The 21,193-nt window shown below is 74.8% G+C and carries 18 protein-coding genes and 1 pseudogene; 16 read left to right on the forward strand and 3 right to left on the reverse strand.

Going from position 1 to position 21,193, the window contains the following annotated elements:
* Window positions 1-9 precede the first annotated feature (9 nt).
* Both ACI8AC_RS01265 and ACI8AC_RS01270 read left to right on the forward strand, forming a co-directional pair.
* Window positions 10-1,224, forward strand: a complete 1,215-nt coding sequence (locus ACI8AC_RS01265; protein ID WP_456894420.1) for an NADP-dependent isocitrate dehydrogenase — start codon at window positions 10-12, stop codon at window positions 1,222-1,224.
* Between the two features lie 370 nt (window positions 1,225-1,594).
* Complete coding sequence (locus ACI8AC_RS01270; protein ID WP_456894421.1) at window positions 1,595-1,888, forward strand: endonuclease domain-containing protein; 294 nt, start codon at window positions 1,595-1,597, stop codon at window positions 1,886-1,888.
* 99 nt (window positions 1,889-1,987) lie between these two features.
* On the opposite strand, the gene ACI8AC_RS01275 is transcribed toward ACI8AC_RS01270, so the two are convergent.
* Window positions 1,988-2,887: a CAP domain-containing protein gene (locus tag ACI8AC_RS01275; RefSeq protein WP_456894422.1), complete on the reverse strand. Its 900-nt coding sequence runs from the start codon at window positions 2,885-2,887 to the stop codon at window positions 1,988-1,990.
* A 215-nt stretch (window positions 2,888-3,102) separates the two neighbouring features.
* On the opposite strand from ACI8AC_RS01275, the gene ACI8AC_RS01280 reads away from it, so the two are divergent.
* Window positions 3,103-4,416: a hemolysin family protein gene (locus tag ACI8AC_RS01280; protein ID WP_456894424.1), complete on the forward strand. Its 1,314-nt coding sequence runs from the start codon at window positions 3,103-3,105 to the stop codon at window positions 4,414-4,416.
* 88 nt (window positions 4,417-4,504) lie between these two features.
* Here ACI8AC_RS01280 and galE read toward each other — a convergent pair whose 3' ends face one another.
* Window positions 4,505-5,461: a UDP-glucose 4-epimerase GalE gene (gene galE, locus ACI8AC_RS01285; protein WP_456894425.1), complete on the reverse strand. Its 957-nt coding sequence runs from the start codon at window positions 5,459-5,461 to the stop codon at window positions 4,505-4,507.
* A 74-nt stretch (window positions 5,462-5,535) separates the two neighbouring features.
* Here galE and hisC point away from each other — a divergent pair, with 74 nt between their 5' ends.
* The 4 genes from hisC (at window position 5,536) to ACI8AC_RS01305 (ending at window position 9,384) form a co-directional block, all read left to right on the forward strand.
* On the forward strand, window positions 5,536-6,648 hold the full coding sequence (gene hisC / locus ACI8AC_RS01290) for a histidinol-phosphate transaminase (protein ID WP_456894426.1): 1,113 nt from the start codon (window positions 5,536-5,538) through the stop codon (window positions 6,646-6,648).
* Between the two features lie 66 nt (window positions 6,649-6,714).
* The gene (gene trpS, locus ACI8AC_RS01295; RefSeq protein ID WP_456894427.1) at window positions 6,715-7,737 is read left to right on the forward strand and encodes a tryptophan--tRNA ligase; all 1,023 of its coding nucleotides are present in this window, start codon (window positions 6,715-6,717) and stop codon (window positions 7,735-7,737) included.
* On the forward strand, window positions 7,734-8,315 hold the full coding sequence (locus ACI8AC_RS01300) for a 2'-5' RNA ligase family protein (protein ID WP_456894429.1): 582 nt from the start codon (window positions 7,734-7,736) through the stop codon (window positions 8,313-8,315). Before trpS ends, ACI8AC_RS01300 begins: the two co-directional genes overlap by 4 nt.
* Window positions 8,316-8,361: 46 nt before the next feature.
* On the forward strand, window positions 8,362-9,384 hold the full coding sequence (locus ACI8AC_RS01305; protein ID WP_456894430.1) for a YihY/virulence factor BrkB family protein: 1,023 nt from the start codon (window positions 8,362-8,364) through the stop codon (window positions 9,382-9,384).
* A gap of 325 nt (window positions 9,385-9,709) precedes the next feature.
* Here ACI8AC_RS01305 and ACI8AC_RS01310 read toward each other — a convergent pair.
* Window positions 9,710-10,888 (reverse strand): annotated as a pseudogene (locus ACI8AC_RS01310) (D-alanyl-D-alanine carboxypeptidase family protein); the annotation flags it as partial.
* Here ACI8AC_RS01310 and ACI8AC_RS01315 point away from each other — a divergent pair.
* The 9 genes from ACI8AC_RS01315 to ACI8AC_RS01355 all read left to right on the forward strand — a co-directional run bounded on the left by ACI8AC_RS01315 (window position 10,854) and on the right by ACI8AC_RS01355 (window position 21,036).
* The gene (locus ACI8AC_RS01315; protein WP_456894431.1) at window positions 10,854-11,897 is read left to right on the forward strand and encodes a BMP family lipoprotein; all 1,044 of its coding nucleotides are present in this window, start codon (window positions 10,854-10,856) and stop codon (window positions 11,895-11,897) included. The pseudogene ACI8AC_RS01310 and the gene ACI8AC_RS01315 sit on opposite strands and share 35 nt — an antisense overlap.
* Before the next feature lie 268 nt (window positions 11,898-12,165).
* The gene (locus ACI8AC_RS01320; protein ID WP_456894432.1) at window positions 12,166-13,728 is read left to right on the forward strand and encodes an ABC transporter ATP-binding protein; all 1,563 of its coding nucleotides are present in this window, start codon (window positions 12,166-12,168) and stop codon (window positions 13,726-13,728) included.
* On the forward strand, window positions 13,725-14,960 hold the full coding sequence (locus ACI8AC_RS01325; protein ID WP_456894433.1) for an ABC transporter permease: 1,236 nt from the start codon (window positions 13,725-13,727) through the stop codon (window positions 14,958-14,960). Before ACI8AC_RS01320 ends, ACI8AC_RS01325 begins: the two co-directional genes overlap by 4 nt.
* Before the next feature lie 64 nt (window positions 14,961-15,024).
* A complete protein-coding gene (locus tag ACI8AC_RS01330) occupies window positions 15,025-16,293 on the forward strand; it encodes an ABC transporter permease (RefSeq protein WP_456894435.1) in 1,269 nt (422 codons plus the stop codon).
* Between the two features lie 2 nt (window positions 16,294-16,295).
* A complete protein-coding gene (locus tag ACI8AC_RS01335; RefSeq protein ID WP_456894436.1) occupies window positions 16,296-16,724 on the forward strand; it encodes a cytidine deaminase in 429 nt (142 codons plus the stop codon).
* Window positions 16,721-17,998, forward strand: coding sequence for a thymidine phosphorylase (locus ACI8AC_RS01340; protein WP_456894437.1), 1,278 nt, complete (start codon window positions 16,721-16,723; stop codon window positions 17,996-17,998). Before ACI8AC_RS01335 ends, ACI8AC_RS01340 begins: the two co-directional genes overlap by 4 nt.
* Before the next feature lie 263 nt (window positions 17,999-18,261).
* The gene (locus ACI8AC_RS01345) at window positions 18,262-19,074 is read left to right on the forward strand and encodes an ABC transporter ATP-binding protein (RefSeq protein WP_456894439.1); all 813 of its coding nucleotides are present in this window, start codon (window positions 18,262-18,264) and stop codon (window positions 19,072-19,074) included.
* A complete protein-coding gene (locus ACI8AC_RS01350; protein ID WP_456894440.1) occupies window positions 19,071-19,886 on the forward strand; it encodes an ABC transporter permease in 816 nt (271 codons plus the stop codon). The genes ACI8AC_RS01345 and ACI8AC_RS01350 overlap by 4 nt, the downstream gene beginning before the upstream one ends.
* Before the next feature lie 76 nt (window positions 19,887-19,962).
* Complete coding sequence (locus ACI8AC_RS01355; protein WP_456894442.1) at window positions 19,963-21,036, forward strand: adenosine deaminase; 1,074 nt, start codon at window positions 19,963-19,965, stop codon at window positions 21,034-21,036.
* Window positions 21,037-21,193 lie beyond the last annotated feature (157 nt).

Here is a 21,193-nt window from a genome sequence, read left to right on the forward strand (position 1 = left end):
GACCCGCACGTGGCAAAGATCAAGGTCGAGGGCACCGTCGTCGAGCTCGACGGCGACGAGATGACCCGGATCATCTGGCAGTTCATCAAGGACCAGCTGATCCTCCCGTACCTCGATGTCGACCTCGAGTACTACGACCTGGGCATCGAGAAGCGCGACGAGACCGACGACCAGATCACCGTCGACGCCGCGAACGCGATCAAGCAGCACGGCGTCGGCGTCAAGTGCGCGACGATCACCCCGGACGAGGCGCGGGTCGAGGAGTTCGGGCTCAAGCGGATGTACCGCTCGCCCAACGGGACGATCCGCAACATCCTCGGCGGGGTCATCTTCCGCGAGCCGATCATCATGTCCAACGTGCCGCGGCTGGTACCGGGCTGGACGCAGCCGATCGTCGTCGGCCGTCACGCCTTCGGTGACCAGTACCGCGCCACCGACTTCCGGTTCCCCGGCGAGGGCACGCTGACGATCACCTTCCAGCCGAAGGACGGCGGGGAGCCGATCCAGCACGAGGTGTTCCAGTCGCCGGGTGCCGGTGTCGCGCTGGCCATGTACAACCTCGACGAGTCGATCCGGGACTTCGCGCGGGCCTCGATGAACTACGGCCTGCAGCGCGGCTACCCGGTGTACCTGTCGACCAAGAACACGATCCTCAAGGCCTACGACGGCCGGTTCAAGGACCTCTTCCAGGAGGTCTTCGACAGCGAGTTCAAGTCGAAGTTCGACGAGGCCGGCATCACCTACGAGCACCGGCTGATCGACGACATGGTCGCGGCGTCCCTCAAGTGGGAGGGCGGCTACGTCTGGGCCTGCAAGAACTACGACGGCGACGTCCAGTCCGACACCGTCGCGCAGGGCTTCGGGTCGCTGGGCCTGATGACCTCGGTGCTGATGAGCCCCGACGGCCGCACCGTCGAGGCCGAGGCCGCCCACGGCACGGTGACCCGCCACTTCCGCCAGCACCAGCGCGGCGAGGCCACCTCGACCAACCCGATCGCCTCGATCTTCGCCTGGACCCGGGGCCTGGCCCACCGCGGCAAGCTGGACGGCACCCCCGAGGTGACCCGGTTCGCCGAGACGCTGGAGAAGGTCTGCATCGACACCGTCGAGGGCGGTCAGATGACCAAGGACCTCGCCCTGCTGATCAGCAAGGACCAGCCGTGGCTGAACACCCAGGACTTCCTGGCGGCCATCGACGGCAACCTGCAGAAGGCCATGGCCTGACTGCAAGCGATGGCCTGAGCAGGACGGCCTGAACGACAGCCTGAGCGGGACGGTCCGGCTCCGCCTGGCACCGCGTCGACGGGCCCCCGACCCCACCGGGTCGGGGGCCCGTCCGCAGTTGCGGCACCCCGGTGCCGCAGCTGCCGGGAAGTCGCGGCCTGACGCCGTGCCCGGGGCGCGACTTCCCGGCAGTCGTCCACCTGTGGACGACGACGGCGGCGCTGGGTCCCGCGGTGCAGGCTGCGACGGTGCCCACAGCCCGTCGCCCGGCGGCCCTCCGCGGCTGCGTCTTCCGCAAGCAGGACGTCCTCGTCGCGCGGTCGGCCTCGCGGATGGCCGCGCGGAGTCACCCCAGGAATCCCGGGTCCGGGTGCCCCTTGCGCTGGCGGGGCTGATCGCCGTCCCGCAGCACGTGGTGAGGGGCGGGACGGGGGAGTTCGTGGCCCGCGTCGACCTCGCGTTCCCCGGTGAGCGGGTGGCGGTCGAGTACGACGGTGCCTGGCACGGCGAACCGGGGCAGCCGGCCCGCGACCGTCGACGGCTGAACACGCTCGTCGCGGCCGGCTGGACGGTTCTCCACGTCACCGCGCGCGACCTGGCCGAACCCGGGGAACTCATCGCGCGGGTGCGGGAGCCCCTCCGCCGGGCGACTGCGGGGAAGTAGTCGCTCCTCGAGCGCGGCGAGCGACGACTTCCCAGCAGTCGTCGGCCACTGGTAGGGGCGGGAGGGCGCTCGGCGTGCGGTGGTCCCTGCCGGTACCGGTCAGGCGCCGAAGAGCTGGGTCCACCACGGGCCGCCCGGCCCCTCGGCCACACCCACGCCCATGGTGCGCAGGTCGCAGTCGAGGATGTTCGCCCGGTGGCCCTCGCTGCCCAGCCAGGCCGTCACCACGGCCTGCGCGTCGGCCTGCCCGTAGGCGATGTTCTCCGCCCGCGCGGTGTCGATGCCGGCCGCCTCGGCGCGGTCGAACGGGTCGAGGCCGTCGGGGTCGGTGTGCGAGAAGTAGTCCCGGTCGCGCATGTCGGCGCTGTGGGCGCGCGCGACGGCGGCCAGCCCCTCGTCGGGGGCCAGCGCCCCGCACCCGGCCTCGGCCCGGGCCGCGTTGACCAGGGTCAGCACCCCGTCCTCCGCGGCCGGGTCGGCGGCGGGCTGCGCCGCCGCGACGGGCGCCCCGGCGCGGGACCCCGGGGCACCGCCGGTGACCGGGCTGCCGGTCGCGCCGCCCGCCGCGGCGGTCGGCGGCGCCGGCTCGTCGGCCTCGGGGGAGGCGGGGGTGGCGGGGGTGCCGGCGGGACCGGCACTGCCGGGGGCGGACGGCGTCGCCTCGGCGGGCGGCGCGACGGGCGCCGTCCCCTCCGCCACCGCGGACGGCGCCGCCGGCGCCGCCGAGCCACCGGCGGGGGCCTCGACCACCGCCCCGGCGCCCGGGATGCCGTCGACACCCATCCGGACCGGTCCGGTGCTGGTCCCGCCGTCGTGCACTGCCGGCGCGGTGGAGGTGGCGGCGGTGGCGTCCAGGCCGACGACCCGGGAGACGGCCGGCACCCCGACCGCCACCGCACCGGTCAGGACGACGCCGACGAACAGCGGCAGGACGACCCGGCGGGCCCGGAACGCGCGGCGGAGGGTGGAGGGGATCCGGGACGGGGGGCCTGCCGGCATGTGGTGCACGAGGGGGTCCTCACGTGGTGCTGGACTCGGGGACGAGACTTCGGCAAGACTAGCCGTAGGCAAGTGATCACGCACAGTCAGATGTGAGCGGCTTCACCCCGGTTCGACGTCACCCGGACGGGAGCCGTGTCCGGTGTCGGGCCGGGGTCCCGGCAGGCAGCATGGTCGTCGTCCGCTGACCACCCACACCGAGGAGCGCGCCGCCGGTGAGCGACGTCTGGCTCAACATCGTCATGGTCGTGGCCTTCGTGCTGGTCGGGGGTGCCTTCGCCGGCGCGGAGATCGCCCTGGTCAGCCTGCGCGAGTCGCAGGTGCGGGGCATGTCCGACCGGGGCCGGCGCGGCCGCACCGTGGCCCGCCTGCTGGAGGACCCCAACCGGTTCCTCGCCGCGGTGCAGGTCGGCGTCACCCTGGCCGGCTTCTTCTCCGCGGCCTTCGGTGCGAGCACGCTCTCCGAGCCGCTGGCCGACCGGCTGGCCGGGCTCGGCGTCGGCAGCGGCCTCGCCGGCACGCTCGCGTTCGTGCTGGTCACCCTCGCGATCAGCTACCTCTCGCTGGTCGTCGGCGAGCTCGTGCCCAAGCGGCTCGCCCTGCAGCGGGCGGAGGGCTTCTCCCTGCTCGTCGCCTCGCCGCTCAACGCCATCGCGACCCTGTTCCGCCCGGTCATCTGGCTGCTGTCGGTGTCGACCAACGCGCTCGTCCGGCTGCTCGGCGGTGACCCGCGCGCCAGCGGGGAGGCGATCAGCCAGGAGGAGCTGCGGGACCTGGTGGCCGCCCACGAGTCCCTGAGCAGCGACGAGCGCCGGCTCATCGACGAGGTCTTCCGCGCCGGTGACCGGGAGGTCCGCGAGGTCATGACCCCGCGCACGGAGGTGGACTTCCTCGAGGCCTCGACGACCGTCAGCCGGGCGGCCCGGCAGGTGCACGACTCGAGCCACTCCCGCTACCCGGTGGTGGGGCGGGACGAGGACGACGTCGTGGGGTTCGTGCACGTGCGCGACCTGTTCCTGCCCAACCACCCCGCCGGCCGGGCGGCCACGGTGGGGGACCTCACCCGCGACGTCAAGCGGCTGCCGGGCACCGCCGGCGTCCTCACCGCCCTGTCGGAGATGCGGCGGGAGAACCACCACCTGGCCATCGTGGTCGACGAGTACGGCGGCACCGACGGCATCGTCACCCTCGAGGACCTCATCGAGGAGGTCATCGGGGAGATCTACGACGAGTACGACGAGGGCGTGGCGCCCGAGCCGGAGACGGCCCCCGGCGGCCCGCAGGAGGTCGACGGGCTGCTCAACCTGGAGGACTTCCGGGAGGCCACCGGCCTGCACCTGCCCGAGGGCCCCTACGAGACCGTCGCCGGCTACGTGCTCGCCGAGCTGGGCCGGCTGCCCGAGCCCGGCGACCACGTGGAGGTCGAGGGCCGCGCGGTGACGGTCCTGGAGCTGGACGGACGGCGGATCGCCCGCCTCTCGGTGGCCCGGGCCCCCGAGCCTGCGCCGGCCGACTCCTCGGAAGGGTAGGTGGAGGACCCCGTCCTCCCCACCCTTCGCAGGCTCGGGGCGGGGCCCGGGACGGGGCCGCAACGGGTGCCCGCGGCCGGTGGCCGGCTCAGCGACGGGCGCGGGCGGTCTCCCACGCGTCGCGGACGATCCCGGTCAGGTCGGTGTGCCTCGGCGTCCAGCCGAGGTCGGCGCGGATCCGGTCGCTGGAGGCCACCAGCTGCGCCGGGTCACCCGCCCGCCGCTCGCCGACGACGACCGGGATCGGGTGCCCGGTCACCTCGCGCGCCGCGTCGACCACCTGCTGCACCGAGAACCCGGTGCCGTTGCCCAGGTTGTAGATGCGGTGCTCGCCGGGCTCCGGGGCGGTCAGCGCCAGCAGGTGCGCCTCGGCGAGGTCGGCGACGTGGATGTAGTCGCGGATGCACGTGCCGTCGGGGGTCGGGTAGTCCTCGCCGTAGACGGTCATCGACTCGCGGGTGCCGGCGGCGACCTGCAGGGCGATCGGGATGAGGTGGGTCTCGGTGGTGTGCCGCTCGCCCAGGCCGTGGGCGGCGCCGGCCACGTTGAAGTAGCGCAGGCTCACCGCGGCGAAGTCGTGGGCGGTCGCGTAGGAGGTCAGCATCGCGTCGACGGCCAGCTTCGTGGCGCCGTAGGTGTTGGTCGGCCGGGTCGGCGCGTCCTCCGGGATCGGCACCCGCTCGGGCTCGCCGTAGGTCGCCGCCGTCGAGGAGAACACGATGCGCCGGCAGTCCACCGCCCGCATCGCCTCCAGCAGCGCCAGCGTGCCGGCGACGTTGGTGTCCCAGTAGATCTCCGGCCTGACCTGCGACTCGCCGACCAGGCTCTTGGCCGCGAAGTGCAGCACCGCCTCCGGGCGGACGTCGGCCAGCACGGGGCCCGAGTCGTGCAGCGAGGCCTGCACGAACGCCGCACCCGCGGGCACCGCGTCGGCGTGGCCGGTGGACAGGTCGTCGAGCACGGTCACCTCGTGCCCGCCCTCGAGCAGGGCGGCGGTGACTACGCTGCCGATGTAGCCGGCCCCACCGGCGACGAGAACGCGCATGACGCCCACCCTAGGAGGGCGCGCGGGCACCGGCGTCCCGCGATCGGGCGAGAAGCGGTCAGGAGGCAGAACACGTGGTCAGCGCACGACCGGCGATCGAGCAGCTCCCGGCCTACCGGCCCGGCCGCAACCCCGCGGACCTCGCCCGCGAGATCGGCGTCCCCCGCGCGGTCAAGCTGGCCAGCAACGAGGTGGCCTTCCCCCCGCTGCCCGCCGTGGTCGAGGCGCTCGCCGCGACGGCGGCGGAGACCAACCGCTACCCGGACAACGGCGCCGTCGTCCTCACCGGCGCGCTGGCGAAGCGCTACGGCGTCGACCCGGCGCAGGTCGTGACCGGGTGCGGGGCGGTGATGCTGTGCCAGCAGCTGGCCCAGTCGTTCAACGACCCGGGCACCAGCATCGCCTTCGCCTGGCGGTCGTTCGAGATGTACCCGCTGCTGGCCCGGGTGGCCGGCGCGCGGGCGGTCCAGGTGCCGCTGGTGCCGGGCCGCCCGGCCGGCCCGGCCGACACCCACGACCTCGAGGGCCTGGCCGCGGCGGTCGACGACACCACCCGCGTGGTGTTCGTCTGCAACCCGAACAACCCGACCGGGACGGCGGTGCGGCGGGCGGAGCTGGAGCGCTTCCTGGACGCCGTCCCCCCGACCACCCTCGTCGTCCTGGACGAGGCGTACCGGGAGTTCGTCACCGACCCCGACGTCCCCGACGGGATCGAGCTCATGCGCGGGCGGCCGAACGTGGCGGTGCTGCGCACGTTCTCCAAGGCCTGGGGGCTGGCCGGCCTGCGGGTCGGCTACCTGGTCGCCGAGGACCCCGCCGTCGCCGAGGCGGTGCGCAAGACCCACGTGCCCTTCAGCGTGTCCAGCCTGGCCCAGGCGGCCGCGGTCGCCGCCCTGGCCAGCGAGGACGAGGTGCGGCGGCGCTGCGCGGCGGTCACCGCCGAGCGCGACCGGCTGACCGCAGCGCTGCGCGAGCGCGGGTTCGACGTCACCGACAGCCAGGCCAACTTCGTGTGGCTGCCCGTGGGCGAGGCCGCCGCGCCCCTGGCCGCCGCCCTCGAAGGGCGGGCGGTCATCACCCGACCCTTCGCCGGGGAGGGGATCCGCGTCACCGTGGGCACCCCGGAGGAGGACGACGTGTTCCTCGCCGCCCTCGACGAGGTGCGCGAACCGGCCGGGCTGGGCTGAGCGGAACGCCGTGGGGACCAGGCGCGTCGGGGCGCGTGGCGCACGAGGGCCGGGGTGGCTGGTTTGATGGCCGTCGTGCCTCCTCCCCGTGTGCTCTCCGGCATCCAGCCGACGGCGGGCTCGTTCCACCTCGGCAACCACCTCGGTGCGTTGCGGCAGTGGGTCCAGCTGCAGGAGACCACCGAGGCGTTCTACTGCGTGGTCGACCTGCACGCGATCACCGTCCCGCAGGACCCCGAGGAGCTGCGCCGCAACACCCTGGTCTCGGCCGCGCAGCTGCTCGCCCTCGGCGTGGACCCCTTGCGCAGCAGCCTGTTCGTGCAGAGCCACGTCCCGGAGCACCTGCAGCTGTCCTGGGTGCTGGAGTGCCTCACCGGGTTCGGCGAGGCCAGCCGGATGACGCAGTTCAAGGACAAGAGCCAGCGCGAGGGGACGGCCGGCGCCTCGGTGGGGCTGTTCACCTACCCGGTGCTGCAGGCCGCCGACATCCTGCTGTACCAGGCCGACCAGGTCCCGGTGGGGGAGGACCAGCGCCAGCACCTGGAGCTGACCCGCGACCTCGCCACGCGCTTCAACAGCCGGTTCGGGACGACGTTCACGGTGCCCGCGCCGCACATCCCGCAGGGTGCGGCGAAGATCCTCGACCTGCAGTCCCCGGACAAGAAGATGAGCAAGAGCCTGCCCCCGGCCGGCTGCATCTACCTGCTCGACGATCCCAGGGTGACCGCGAAGAAGATCCGGTCCGCGGTCACCGACACCGGCCGCGAGGTGGTGGCCGACCCGGTCGGCAAGCCCGGCGTGACCAACCTGCTGACCATCCACAGCGCCCTGTCGGGGACGACGGTCGCCGAGCTCGAGGAGCGCTTCGCCGGCCGCGGCTACGGGGACCTCAAGAAGGAGGTCGCCGAGGTCGTCACCGACGCCCTCGAGCCGATCCGCACCCGCACCCTCGAGCTGCTCGACGACCGGGCCGAGCTCGAGCGGGTGCTGGCCGGCGGGGCGGCGCGGGCCCGCGAGGTCGGCGCGGCCACGGTCGCCCGGGTCTACGACCGGGTCGGCTTCCTGCCACCGGCGGGGGCGGGGGCGTGAACGACGACACGTTCGTCCCGCGCGACCCGAGCCCGGACCCGCGGTCGGCCGTGCTGGGCGTGGTCGTGTCCATCCCCGAGCCGTGGGCGCAGCTGTTCGTCGACTGGCGCACCAAGGTCGGCGACTCCCAGGCGGCGCTGGTCCCCCCGCACGTGACCCTGCTCCCGCCCACCGAGGTGGCCGTCGCCGACCGCCCGCTGATCTCCGAGCACCTCGCCGCGGTGGCCCGCGCCCACGCGCCGTTCGACATGCACCTGTCGGGCACCGGCACGTTCTCGCCGGTCTCCGAGGTGGTCTTCGTGACCGTCGCCCGGGGCATCGGGAACTGCGAGCTCATCGCCAACGACGTCCGCTGCGGACCGCTGGCCCGGTCGCTGACCTACCCGTACCACCCGCACGTCACGGTGGCGCACGACGTCCCGCCGGACATGCTCGACCTGGCCTACTACGGCCTGGCCGACCTCGACGCCGAGTTCCGGGTCGACCACTTCACCGAGTTCGAGCAGACCCCGAGCGGTGCCTGGGCCGTGGCCCGGGAGTACCCGCTGACCGGCCCGCCGGTCCGGCGCGCGAGCTGACCCGGCCGTCGGGCGCCGGGCCCGCCGAGGGCCCAGACTGGGGCCGGTGAGCTCCGCCCGGACCGCGCCCGAGCGCACCGACGAGCCGCCCGCGGGCAACCGCTGGTCCCGGGTCAGCGGGGGCTGGGAGTCGTTCCTCCGCGGACGTCGGCGGGCCTGGCCGTGGCTGGACCACCTGGCCCGCGCCGGGGGCCGCTACCGCGGCACGCAGGGCGACCTGATGGCCGCCGGCGTCACCTACTTCGTCTTCCTGGGCCTGGTCCCGGTGCTGCTGCTGGCCGCCTCGGTCATCGGGCTGGTCCTGGCCGGGAACACGCTCCTGCAGGAGCAGCTCTACGACGCCATCCGCGACGCCTTCCCGGGCGCGACCGGCCGGCAGATCGTCGCCGAGCTGCAGAGGGCGGTGGACGCGGCCGGCGTGGTCGGGGTGTTCGCCCTGGCCGGCTTCGTCTACGCGGGCCTGCGCGCGATGGACAAGCTCCGGATCGGCATGGAGCGCATCTGGAAGGGGCGCGCGGACGAGCCCGAGTTCCTCAAGGACAACCTGCACGACCTGTCGGCCCTCCTCGCACTCGGCGTGCTGGGCGTGCTCAGCCTCGGGTTCACCGGCCTGGTCACCCAGGCCACCGGCTGGGTGCTGGGCTGGGCGGGCCTGGCCGAGGCGCCCGGCCTGCCGCTGGTCACCGCCCTGCTGGGCATCGCCCTGGCCCTGGCCAGCGACGTGGCGGTCTTCCTGTGGCTGCTCAAGGTGGTGCCGGCGACCGGGCACCCGCTGCGCCGGCTGCTGCCCGGGGCGTTGTTCGGCGCCGCCGGCTTCGAGGTCATGAAACTCGCGGGCAGCCTCTACGTCTCGCTGATCTCCGGCAGCGTGACCGCCTCGGCGTTCGGCGGAGCGGTCGGCATCCTGGTGTGGATCAACCTGGTGTTCCGCTTCGCGTTCTTCACCGCGGCGTGGACCGCGACCCTCCCGGCGGTGGTCCGGGCGACCCCCGGGGGGCCGGCCGGGCCGGGTCGGCCGCTGCCCGACCGGAGCGGGGGCCCCGCCGCCGAGCGCGGCGACGACCCGTGACCGCCAGCGCGGCGACCGCGACCGCGGCCAGCGCCAGGACCGCGGGCAGCAGCGCGGACGGCGGCGGCTCCGCCGGCGCCGCGGAGGCCCCGGGGGCGGCCACGGCGGGCGGGGGCACCGTCGTCCGGGTCGCGGTGCGGGACGGCGGCGGCGGGACGTCGGCCGCCGAGTCCACCAGCACCCCGACCCCCGGCGTCCCGGCGGGGACGGCGAACCCCCAGTCGAGCAGCAGCGCCGCCTGGTCGGCCGCTCGCAGGGGCACGTTCTCGGTGCCCATGACGCTCACGAACAGCCGGCGGCCGTCGCGCTCGGCGGCGGTCACGAAGGTGTGGCGCGCCGCGTCGGTGAACCCCGTCTTGCCCCCGAGGTTGCCCGGGTAGCGGGACAGCAGCGGGTTCTCGTTCTGGATCTGGAAGCCCGCGAAGCGGCCCTCGACCGGCGGCATCTGCGCGGTCGGCGTCACCAGCAGCGCCGCCGCGCGCGGGTCGGCCAGCAGCTCGCGGAAGACGAGCACCAGGTCGTACGGGGAGGAGCTCTGCCCGGCGACGTCGAGGCCGGACGGCGAGCCGGCGACGGTGTCGTACGCGCCGAGGGCCGCAGCGGTCTCGTTCATGGCGCGCAGCGTCACGTCGACCCCGCCGGCGGCGCGGGCCAGCGCGTGGGCGGCGTCGTTGCCCGACTGCATCACCAGCGCCTCGAACAGCAGCTGGACCGGGTAGCGGCCCCCGGCCACCAGGCCGACGCGGCTGCCCTCGATCGCCTCGTCCTCGACCGTCCCCTCGACCACCCGCGCCGGGTCGAGCAGCGGCAGGAGGGTGAGCAGGGTGAGCGTCTTGAGCGTGCTGGCGGGGGCGTAACGACCGTGCGGGTCCCGCGCGGCCAGGACGGTCCCGTCGGCGTCGGCCACCAGCCAGCCGGGCGCGACCACCCCCTCGGGCAAGGGCGGGGTCCCCTCGGCCACCACGGTGCCGCGGGTGTCGAGCCCCTCGCCGCCGACGGTGACCCCACCGGGGCCGCTGCCCTGGGGCGGGCCGCCGGGCGGCGGGGCGGTGGGGGTCGGCGCCAGCGGGTCGGCGGTGGGCCGGGCGGGCGCGGCCAGCGCGCCGCCGGCCGGCGCCCCCAGCAGGGCGGGCAGCGCGACGAGGACGGCCGCCAGGACGGCGACCAGCCCCGATCCCACCTGCTCCCGTCGCCGCACGGGGGCGACGCTAGCCGTCGGCGCCCCCGCCCGCCGGGCGCGCCCCCCGGGCCGGTGACCCCGGCCACCGGCCGGGCGCGCCTTCGCAACGATCCCATCTCGGTGTCGCCCGGAGGTGGCGGGAACGGGCGAGGTCGCGGTTAGCGTGCCGAGGTCGTGCGCACCGCGCCCCGGTGCGGGAGCGCACGGTCCACGCCCCCACGGGACGCGCCCGGCACCTGTCGCGGGCCGTCCCCCCAGAGAGGAGACCGTCTTGCGCCGAGCGCGGAGGATGAAGGCTGCCGCCTTGCTGCTGGCCGGCAGCATGGCCCTCGCGGCCTGTGCCAGCGACGAGACCGACGGTGGCGGCGGCGGCGGCGAGGGCGGCGGCAGCGCAGCCGAGGAGCTCCAGGTCGGGCTGGCCTACGACACCGGCGGCCGCGGCGACCGCTCGTTCAACGACTCCGCGTACGCCGGCGCCGAGGCGGCCACCGAGGCGCTCGGCGGGGAGATCACCGAGCTGTCCCCGAACGCCGACGCCTCCAACCGCGCGGACCTGCTCACCCAGCTCGCCGACCAGGGGTACGACCCGGTCGTCGCGGTCGGCTTCGCCTACGGCGACGTGATCGGCGAGGTGGCCGAGCAGTACCCGGACACCACCTTCGCCATCATCGACTCCTCGGTCGCCGAGATCGGCGCCGAGAACCTCACCGGCCTGCTCTTCGCCGAGGAGGAGGGCTCCTTCCTCGCCGGCGTCGCGGCGGCGCTGAAGACCGAGACCGACCACATCGGCTTCGTCGGCGGTGTGGAGAGCCCGCTGATCCAGAAGTTCGAGGCCGGCTACGTGGCCGGCGCCCAGGCGGTCAACCCGAACATCACCATCGACCGGCAGTACATCTCGCCGGCCGGTGACTTCTCCGGGTTCAACGACCCCGCCCGCGGCCAGATCGTCGCCCAGGGCATGTACGACGCGGGCGCCGACATCGTGTTCCACGCGGCGGGCGGCTCCGGGATCGGCGTCTTCCAGGCGGCGGCGGCCTCCGGCGGCCGGGCGATCGGCGTCGACTCCGACCAGTACCAGACGGTCGACGACCCGGCCCTGCAGGCCGTGATCATGACCTCGATGCTGAAGCGGGTCGACAACGCGGTGGAGTCGTTCCTGACCGACTACGCCGAGGGCAACGTCCAGGGCGGCATCGACATCGTCAACGACCTCGCCAGCGACGGCGTCGGCCTGGCCACCTCCGGCGGCCAGATCGACGACATCCAGGACCAGATCGAGCAGTACCGCCAGCAGATCATCAACGGTGAGATCGAGGTCCCCACGACCCCGTGACGGCCACCGGCTGAGCACGGACACCACGCGGCGCGGGCCCGGGGGCGCATGCCCCCGGGCCCGCGCCCGTGACCGGGGGACCCTGTCCCCCCGCGCACCCGGGAGTGCGCGATCATGCGGCGGGCCGGTCGTCCCCGGTCCCCCGTGACGGTGGCGACGGTCGACCCCGGGCCGCCGGGACTGCACAGTGGACGCGCCGGACACACCCGCGCCGGCGCAGCGAGGGAGAGGGCGGACCATGCCTCGAGGACCCGGGCACGCGTCGGGCGTGCCCACGGGGGAGACGCCGGACGGCCGCGCCGGGGGCGGGGAGCCGCTCGCGGTGGAGCTGCGCGGGATCACCAAGCGCTTCCCCGGGGTGGTCGCCAACTCCGACATCGAGCTGCGGGTCCGCCGCGGCGAGGTGCACGCGATCGTCGGGGAGAACGGCGCCGGCAAGTCGACGCTGATGAAGACCCTCTACGGCGAGCACCGCCCCGACGAGGGGACGATCCTGCTCGACGGGCGCGAGGTGTCCTTCCGCAGCCCGGCCGACGCGATCGCCGCCGGGATCGGGATGGTCCACCAGCACTTCATGCTGGCCGACAACTTCACCGTCCTGGAGAACGTCGTCCTGGGCAGCGAGCCGACCCGGGGCGGTCGCCTGGACCGCGCCGAGGCCCGCCGCCGCATCGCCGAGATCTCCGACCGCTACGGCCTCGGCCTGGACCCCGACGCGCTGGTCGAGGACCTCGGCGTCGGCGCCCGGCAGCGGGTCGAGATCGCGAAGGTCCTCTACCGCGACGCGCGCACGCTGATCCTCGACGAGCCCACCGCCGTCCTGGTGCCGCAGGAGGTCGACGAGCTGTTCGGCAACCTCGCCGAGCTCAAGCGCGAGGGGCTGACCGTCATCTTCATCTCGCACAAGCTCGACGAGGTGCGCCGGGTCGCCGACTCGATCACCGTCATCCGGCGCGGCACCACCGTCGGCACCGCCGACCCGCGGACGACCAGCACCCGGGAGCTGGCCGAGATGATGGTCGGCGCGGAGCTGCCCTCGCCGGAGACCCGGGACTCCACGGTGCGGGAGACCCCGGTGCTCCAGCTGCGCGGGGTCACCGTGCGCGGGGGCGGCCGGACGCTGGTCGACGCGGTCGACCTCACGGTCCGCGAGGGCGAGGTGGTCGGCATCGCCGGGGTCGAGGGCAACGGCCAGGCCGAGCTCGTCGACGCCGTCATGGGGCTGCGCCCGGTGGCCGCCGGCACCGTCGTCCTCGGCGCCGACGACATCACCGGCTGGAGCACCCGCGCCCGCCGGGAGGCCGGGCTCGGCTTCATCCCCGAGGACCGGCACCGGCAGGGGATGCTGCTCGACGCCACGCTGTGGGAGAACCGCATCCTCGGCCACCAGACCCGCCCGCCGGCGGTCCGCGGGCCGTTCATCGACCGCCGGGCCGCCCGCGCCGACACCGCCCGCATCATGCAGGAGTACGACGTCCGCGCCCCGGGGCCGGACACCCTCGCGGTCGCGCTGTCCGGCGGCAACCAGCAGAAGCTGATCATCGGCCGGGAGATGAGCGCGGAGCCCCGGCTGCTGCTCGCCGCGCACCCCACCCGGGGGGTCGACGTCGGCGCGCAGGCGGTCATCTGGGAGCTGCTCAAGGACGCCCGCGCCCGGGGGATGGGCATCCTGCTGGTCAGCGCGGACCTCGACGAGCTCATCGGGCTGTCGGACACGCTGCAGGTGATGCTCCGCGGCCGGCTGGTCGCGACCCTCGACCCGCGCCAGGTCACGCCCGAGGAGCTCGGCGGGTACATGACCGGCGCCCGGACGACGGCGGGTGCGGCGTGAAGGTGCTGCGCCGCCTCGGGCTGACCCTGTTCGCCCCGGTCCTCGCCGTCGTCGTCGCCCTGCTCATCTCCTCGGCGGTCATGGCCGCGCTGCAGGTCAACCCGTTCGAGGTCTTCGCCGTCATGGTCGACTTCGGCGACAGCCCGCGGCAGCAGATGACCGCGGTCGTCGTCGTCCTCAACCGGGCGGTCCCGCTGTTCCTGGCCGGCCTCGCGGTGGCGATCGCCTTCCGGATGGGGCTGTTCAACATCGGTGTCGAGGGCCAGTACCGGCTGGCCACGATCATGGCCGCCGCGGCCGGGGCCGCCGTCGCGCTGCCCGCCCCGCTGCACGTGCTGCTCATCGTCGTGGTCGCGATGGTGGTGGCCGCGTTCTGGGCCGGCATCGTCGCCGTCCTCAAGGTGACCCGCGGGGTGAGCGAGGTCATCAGCTCGATCATGCTGAACTTCATCGCCCTGGGGCTGGCGTCGTTCTTCCTCACCGGCCCGTTCCGCGGCAGCGCCGAGGGTGCGTCGATCATCAGCACGGCGGAGATCCCCGAGTCCGGCTGGATGCCGGGGCTCAACGGGGTGTTCGACCTCCTCGGCCTGTCCAACCCGCCGCGGCAGCTCTACGGGTTCCTGCTGGTCGCCGTGGTGGTCGGCGTCGTGGTGGCGGTCGTGCTGGGGCGCACCCGGTTCGGGTACGACCTGCGGGCCAGCGGCCTCTCGCCCTCGGCCGCCAGCGCCAGCGGGGTCAACGCCCGGACCATGGTCGTGAAGACGATGCTCTTCTCCGGCGCGGTGGCCGGCCTCATCGGGCTGCCGGACCTCCTCGGTGACACCCACGCCTACACCACCGACTTCACCGCCGGCCTGGGCTTCCTCGGCATCGCGGTGGCGCTGCTCGGCCGCAACAACCCCGTCGGGATCGCGCTGGCCGCGCTGCTGTTCGCCTTCCTGGACCGGGCGCTGGTGCCGCTGCAGATCGCCGACTACCCGGCCTCGGTCGTCACGATCTTCCAGGGCACGATCGTGCTGGCCGTGGTGGTGGCCAACGAGATCGCCCGCCGGGTCATCCGCCGCTCCGCCGAGCGCGGCGCCCGGGAGACCGGCCCCGTCGTGGCCTCCGGCGCCGGCGGCACCGGCGAGGGGCAGACCGTGGGCGCCGGCGGCCGGGGCACCGGCGCCGGCGTGAGCCGCACCGCCGGTGCCGGCCAGCAGACCGACGAGCGGCAGGAGACCGGGGCATGAACGCACTCCTCGACAGCGCCCCGCCGGCGCTCCGCGTCGCCGCGGGGGCCCGGCGGTGAGCACCGTGACGACGGCCCCGGGCCGCACCGGGCGGGGCCCGCTGACCGACCTGCTGACCGGGGGCGGCCGGGCGCGGCGGCTGACGCTGATCGTCGTCGGTGGCCTGGCGCTGCTGTCGCTGGTGCGGGTGGTGAGCGGCGAGCAGGCGCTGACCTCGTCGTCCACCATCGCGGCGGCGCTGCTGCTGGCCGTGCCCATCGGCCTGGCCGCGCTCGGCGGCCTGTACTCCGAGCGCGCGGGCGTGGTCAACATCGGCCTCGAGGGCATGATGATCCTCGGCACCTGGGGGGCCGGCTGGGCCGGCTACCAGTGGGGCTGGTGGGCCGCGGTGCTCGGCGGGCTGGCCTTCGGCGCCCTCGGCGGGCTCCTCCACGCGGTCGCCACGGTGACCTTCGGCGTGGACCACGTCGTCTCCGGCGTGGCCATCAACATCCTCGCCGCCGGGGTCGCCCGCTTCCTGTCCGAGCTCTTCTACTCCGACAACCCGGCCGGCGGTGGCGTCACCCAGTCCCCGCCGCTGGCCAGCGACCCGCCGCGGTTCAGCGTGCCGGTGCTCACCTCGGGCCCGGACCTGCTCGGCGACGTCGAGCGGCTGGACTGGTTCCTCGTCAGCGACGCCGCCGGCGTCCTCCGCGGGCTGACCAGCGGCCTCGGGGTGCTGGTGCTGCTGGCCGTCCTGCTGATCCCCGCGACCTACCTGCTGCTGTGGCGCACGGCGTTCGGCCTGCGGCTGCGCTCCTGCGGTGAGAACCCGGCGGCGGCCGACTCCCTCGGCGTCCCGGTCTACCGGCTGAAGTACATCGCGGTGCTCGTCTCCGGAGCGCTGGCCGGCCTCGGCGGGGTGTTCCTGGTCTTCATCGCCGGCATCTACCGGGAGGGGCAGACCAACGGCCGCGGGTTCATCGGCCTGGCCGCGCTGATCTTCGGCAACTGGCGGCCCGGCGGGCTGGCCGCCGGCGCCGGGCTGTTCGGCTACGCCGACGGGCTGCAGCTGCGCAGCCGGACGGCGGTGGTCGCGCTGTTCCTGCTGGTCGCCGTCCTGCTCGCCGGGGTCGCCGTCTGGCAGGTGGTGCGCGGCAAGCTCGTGCAGGCCTCGCTGGCCGCCGGGTTCGCCGTGCTGTGCCTGGTCGGCTTCCTCACCATCGACGAGCTGGCCCCGGGCCTGGTCTCCTTCACCCCCCACCTGACCACGCTGCTGGTGCTCTCGCTGGCCTCCCAACGCCTGCGGATGCCCAAGGCCGACGGGCTCGTGTACCGACGAGGGGAGCACTGACCGTGCCCGAGATCGACTGGGACGCGCTACGGGCGGCGGCCCGGGAGGCGATGACGCACGCCTACGCGCCGTACTCGAGGTTCCCGGTCGGGGTGGCCGGGCTGGTGGACGACGGCCGGCTCGTCACCGGCTGCAACGTCGAGAACGCCTCGTACGGGCTGGGCCTGTGCGCCGAGTGCGGCATGGTGAGCGACCTCGCCCGCACCGGCGGGGGGCGGCTGGTCGCGGTGGCCTGCGTCGGCGGGGACGGGCAGCCGCTCATGCCCTGCGGCCGCTGCCGGCAGCTGCTGTGGGAGCACGGGGGCGCCGAGATGCTCATCGAGAGCGTGTCGCTGGGCATCGTGCCGATGCGCGAGGTCCTGCCCGACGCCTTCGGCCCCGACGACCTCGACGCGGCGGCCGCGCGCGGGACCGGGCAGGTCCCGGCATGAGCGTCGACGCCATCGACGTCATCCGCGCCAAGCGGGACGGCGTCGAGCTGACCCCCGAGCAGATCCGCTGGGTGATCCGGTCCTACACCGACGGGACGATCCCCGACGAGCAGGTCAGCGCCCTGCTCATGGCCGTGTTCTTCCGCGGGATGACGCCGGCCGAGCTCGCCGTCTGGACCCAGGCGATGATCGACTCGGGGGTGCGCAAGGACCTCTCGTCGCTCGGTCGGCCGACGGCCGACAAGCACTCGACCGGCGGGGTCGGCGACAAGATCACCCTCCCGCTGGCGCCGCTCGTCGCCGCCTGCGGGGTGGCCGTCCCGCAGCTGTCGGGCCGCGGGCTGGGCCACACCGGCGGCACGCTGGACAAGCTGGAGGCGATCCCCGGCTGGCGGGCCGACGTGGGCGAGGCCGACTACCTCCGGCAGCTGCGCGAGGTGGGCGCGGTCGTCTGCGCGGCCGGCAACGACCTGGCCCCCGCGGACAAGAAGCTCTACGCCCTGCGTGACGTCACCGGCACGGTGGAGTCGATCCCGCTGATCGCCAGCTCGATCATGAGCAAGAAGATCGCCGAGGGTGCCGACGCGCTGGTGCTCGACGTCAAGACCGGGTCGGGCGCCTTCATGAAGGACGTCGACTCCTCGCGGGAGCTGGCCCGCACGATGGTCGGCCTCGGCGAGGCGGCCGGCGTCCGCACCGTCGCGCTGGTGACCGCGATGGACCGGCCCCTGGGCCGCGCCGCGGGCAACGCCGTCGAGGTCGCCGAGTCGGTGCAGGTGCTCGCCGGGGGCGGGCCGGCCGACGTCGTCGAGCTCACCCTGGCCCTGGCCCGGGAGATGCTCGCCGCCGCCGGGCGGGACGACGTCGACCCGGCCGAGGCGCTGCGCGACGGCCGGGCGATGGACGTGTGGCGGCGGATGATCGCCGCCCAGGGCGGGGACCCGGACGCGCCGCTGCCGACGCCGCCCGAGAAGCACGTGGTGACCGCCCCGGCGACCGGCACCCTCACCCGGCTGGACGCCTACGCGGTCGGGGTGGCGGCCTGGCGGCTCGGGGCCGGCCGGTCCCGCAAGGAGGACCCGGTGTCGGAGGCCGCGGGCGTGGTCTGGACCGCGGGGGTGGGGGAGCAGGTCACCGCCGGCCGGCCGCTGCTCGAGCTGCACACCCACGACGCCGACCGCATCCCGCGGGCCCTGGAGGCGCTGGAGGGTGCCGTCGGTGTCGACACCGGGGACGAGCCGCTCCCGCTGGTGCTCGACCGGATCACCGCCTGAGGTCCGCCGCGATCATGGGCGCCGGGACCACCTCCGGCGCGTCCGGGGCGGTTCCGGCGCCATGATCGTCGGGGGCCGGGCCGCCGGCTCCCCAGGCCGACGGAGCACACTGGGTCCTCGTGCAGAAGGACTCCCTCCTCCCCACCAGGAAAGGACCCCGTCCTCCCCACCCTTCGCAGGCGCAGGGCGGGACCCGGGACGGGGCCGCGGCGGGACCCGGGAGGGAGCCGGACCCCGACGCCGCGATCTCCATCCGCGGCCTGGTGAAGCGTTACGGCCCGGCCACCGCGGTCGACGGCCTCGACCTCGACATCCACCGCGGGGAGATCTTCGCCCTGCTCGGCCCCAACGGCGCCGGCAAGACGACGACCGTGGAGATCTGCGAGGGGTTCCGCCGGCGCGACGGCGGTGAGGTGCGGGTGCTCGGCACCGACCCTGCGCAGGCCTCGCGGCGGTGGAAGGCGCAGTTGGGCATCGTGCTGCAGTCCGGCGCCGGGGACAGCCAGCTGACCTGCCGCGAGCTGGTGCGGGCGGAGGCGTCCTACCACGCCGACCCGCGCGACCCCGACGAGGTGCTGGAGCTGGTCGGGCTGGCGGAGAAGGCCGACGCCCGCGGCCGGTCGCTCTCCGGCGGCCAGCGGCGCCGGCTCGACGTCGCCCTCGGCATCGTCGGCCGCCCCACCCTGCTGTTCCTCGACGAGCCGACCACCGGCTTCGACCCCGAGGCGCGCCGGCAGTTCTGGTCGCTGATCCGCTCGCTGCGCGACCTCGGCACCACGATGCTGCTGACCACCCACTACCTCGACGAGGCCGAGGCGCTGGCCGACCGGGTGGGCGTCATCGCCCGCGGCCGGCTGGTCGAGGTCGCCGTGCCCGCGGCCCTGGGCGGGCGGGGCCAGGCCCCCGCGGTGGTCAGCTGGACCGAGGACGGCGTCCGGCGCACCACCGACACGGCCACCCCCACCGCCTTCGTGCAGGAGCTGGCCGCCCGCTTCCCCGGCGAGGTGCCCGACCTGGCCGTGGCGCGGCCGACCCTCGAGGACGTCTACCTCCGGATGATCGGACACGAGCAGTGACCACGACCGCCAGCCGCACCGACGTCGCACTGCCACCGCTGACGCGCGTCTACCGGTCCCGCGCCTCGGTCGAGCTCAAGGAGTTCTTCCGGCAGCGCGAGTCGGTGGTGTTCACGCTGCTGTTCCCGGTGATCCTGCTCGGCGTCTTCGGGGCGGTGCTGGACTACGACATCGGCGCCGGCGTCAGCTTCACCCAGTACTTCATGGCCGGCATCATCGCGGCCGGGATCCTCGGCGCGAGCCTGCAGAACATGGCGATCAGCATCGCCACCGAGCGCTCCGACGGCACGCTCAAGCACCTCGCCGGCACGCCCATGCCCAAGAGCGCGTACTTCGTGGGCAAGGTCGTGCAGGTCCTGGCGGTGACCGCCCTGATCGTCGTCATCCTGCTCGCGGTGGGACGGCTGGCCTACGGCGTCCCGCTGCCCTCGGGCGCCGACTGGGTGACGTTCGCCTGGGTCGCCGCGCTCGGCGCCGCGGCCTGCACGCTCCTGGGCATCGCGGTCTCCAGCCTGGCCCGCAACGGCCGCTCCGCCTCGGCCATGGTCACCCCGATCGCCCTGGTCCTGCAGTTCATCTCGGGCGTCTTCTTCCAGTTCAGCCAGGTGCCGACGTGGATGCAGACCATCGCCTCCCTGTTCCCGCTGAAGTGGATGGCCCAGGGCCTGCGGTCGGTCTTCCTGCCCGACGTGCTGGCCGCCCAGGAACCGGCGGGGTCCTGGGAGCTGGGCCGGGTGGCCCTCGTGCTCGGGCTGTGGTGCGTCGCCGGGCTGGTGCTGTGCGTGCTGACCTTCCGCTGGCAGGACCGGTGACGTGCAGGACCGGTGACACGGCGGGGGCACCGGGGGCTGTGGCGCGGACGTCCCGGGGGCGGGGCAGGATGACCCGGTGATCCCGCTCGACGCCGACGTCCTCCACGCCGCACCGAAGGTCCTCCTGCACGACCACCTCGACGGCGGGCTGCGGCCGCAGACGGTGCTGGAGCTGGCCGACGACCTCGGCTACCGCGGGCTGCCGGCCGACGACGCCGACGAGCTGGCCCGCTGGTTCCTGGAGGCCGCCGACTCGGGCTCGCTGGAGCGCTACCTGGAGACGTTCGCGCACACCGTGGCGGTCATGCAGCGCCCGGAGGCGGTGCACCGGGTCGCCCGCGAGTGCGCCCTGGACCTCGCCGCCGACGGGGTCGTCTACGCCGAGGTGCGCATGGCCCCCGAGCTCGCCACCGCGGGCGGGACGCCGATCGAGGAGGTCGTCGAGGCGATGCTCGACGGCTACGCGCAGGGCGCGCGGGAGGCGGCCGCCGCCGGGGAGCCGATCGTCGTCGGCACCCTGCTGTGCGCCATGCGCCAGGAGGACCGCTGGGACGAGGTCGCCGGGCTCGTCGTCCGCTACCGCGACGCGGGGGTGGTCGGCTTCGACCTCGCCGGCCCCGAGGCCGGGTTCCCGCCCGACCGGCACCCCTCGGCGATCGCGCTGCTCGACGCGGCCGGCGCGCACCGCACCGTCCACGCCGGCGAGGCGGCCGGCATCGACAGCATCGTGGCCGCCCTGGACGGCGCCCGGGCCGAGCGGCTGGGCCACGGGGTGCGGATCGCCGACGAGGTGGGCCCGGACGGAGCGCTCGGGCCGGTCGCGGCGCGGGTCCGGGACGCCGGGGTGCCGCTGGAGGTGGCGCCGTCGTCGAACGTGCAGACCGGCGCCTACCCCTCGCTGGCCGAGCACCCGGTCGGCCGGCTGCACGCGCTGGGGTTCGCGGTCACGGTGAACACCGACAACCGGTTGATGAGCGGGGTGACGGTGACCGGCGAGCTGGCCGCCGTGGCCGCGGCGGCCGGGTGGGGCTGGGACGACGTCCAGGCCGTCACCGAGCGCGCGCTCGCCGTCGGCTTCGCCGAGGAGTCGGTGCGCCGGCGCCTGCTCACCGAGGTGATCCGCCCGGGCTACGCCGCCCTCCGGGACTGACCCCGGCGTGGCGGGGGCCACCCCGCGCTCGGGAATCCCGGCGTGACCTGCGCTGCTACGGTGGGTGGGCCGGCACTCGCCGGCCATCCTCCCGGACGGTCCGTCCGGGCATGAGCGCATCCGTGCAGATCCGCAGCGTCTCCTGACGTCGTGATCG

The sequence above is a fragment of the Geodermatophilus sp. SYSU D00758 genome, assembly GCF_054049955.1.

Excerpts from the sequence above, each read along its gene's own strand:
- trpS (WP_456894427.1), top strand. The coding sequence starts at position 6,715 with ATGGCCGTCGTGCCTCCTCCCCGTGTGCTCTCCGGCATCCAGCCGACG.
- ACI8AC_RS01315 (WP_456894431.1), top strand. The coding sequence starts at position 10,854 with ATGAAGGCTGCCGCCTTGCTGCTGGCCGGCAGCATGGCCCTCGCGGCC.
- galE (WP_456894425.1), bottom strand. The coding sequence starts at position 5,461 with ATGCGCGTTCTCGTCGCCGGTGGGGCCGGCTACATCGGCAGCGTAGTC.
- ACI8AC_RS01340 (WP_456894437.1), top strand. The coding sequence starts at position 16,721 with ATGAGCGTCGACGCCATCGACGTCATCCGCGCCAAGCGGGACGGCGTC.
- ACI8AC_RS01275 (WP_456894422.1), bottom strand. The coding sequence starts at position 2,887 with ATGCCGGCAGGCCCCCCGTCCCGGATCCCCTCCACCCTCCGCCGCGCG.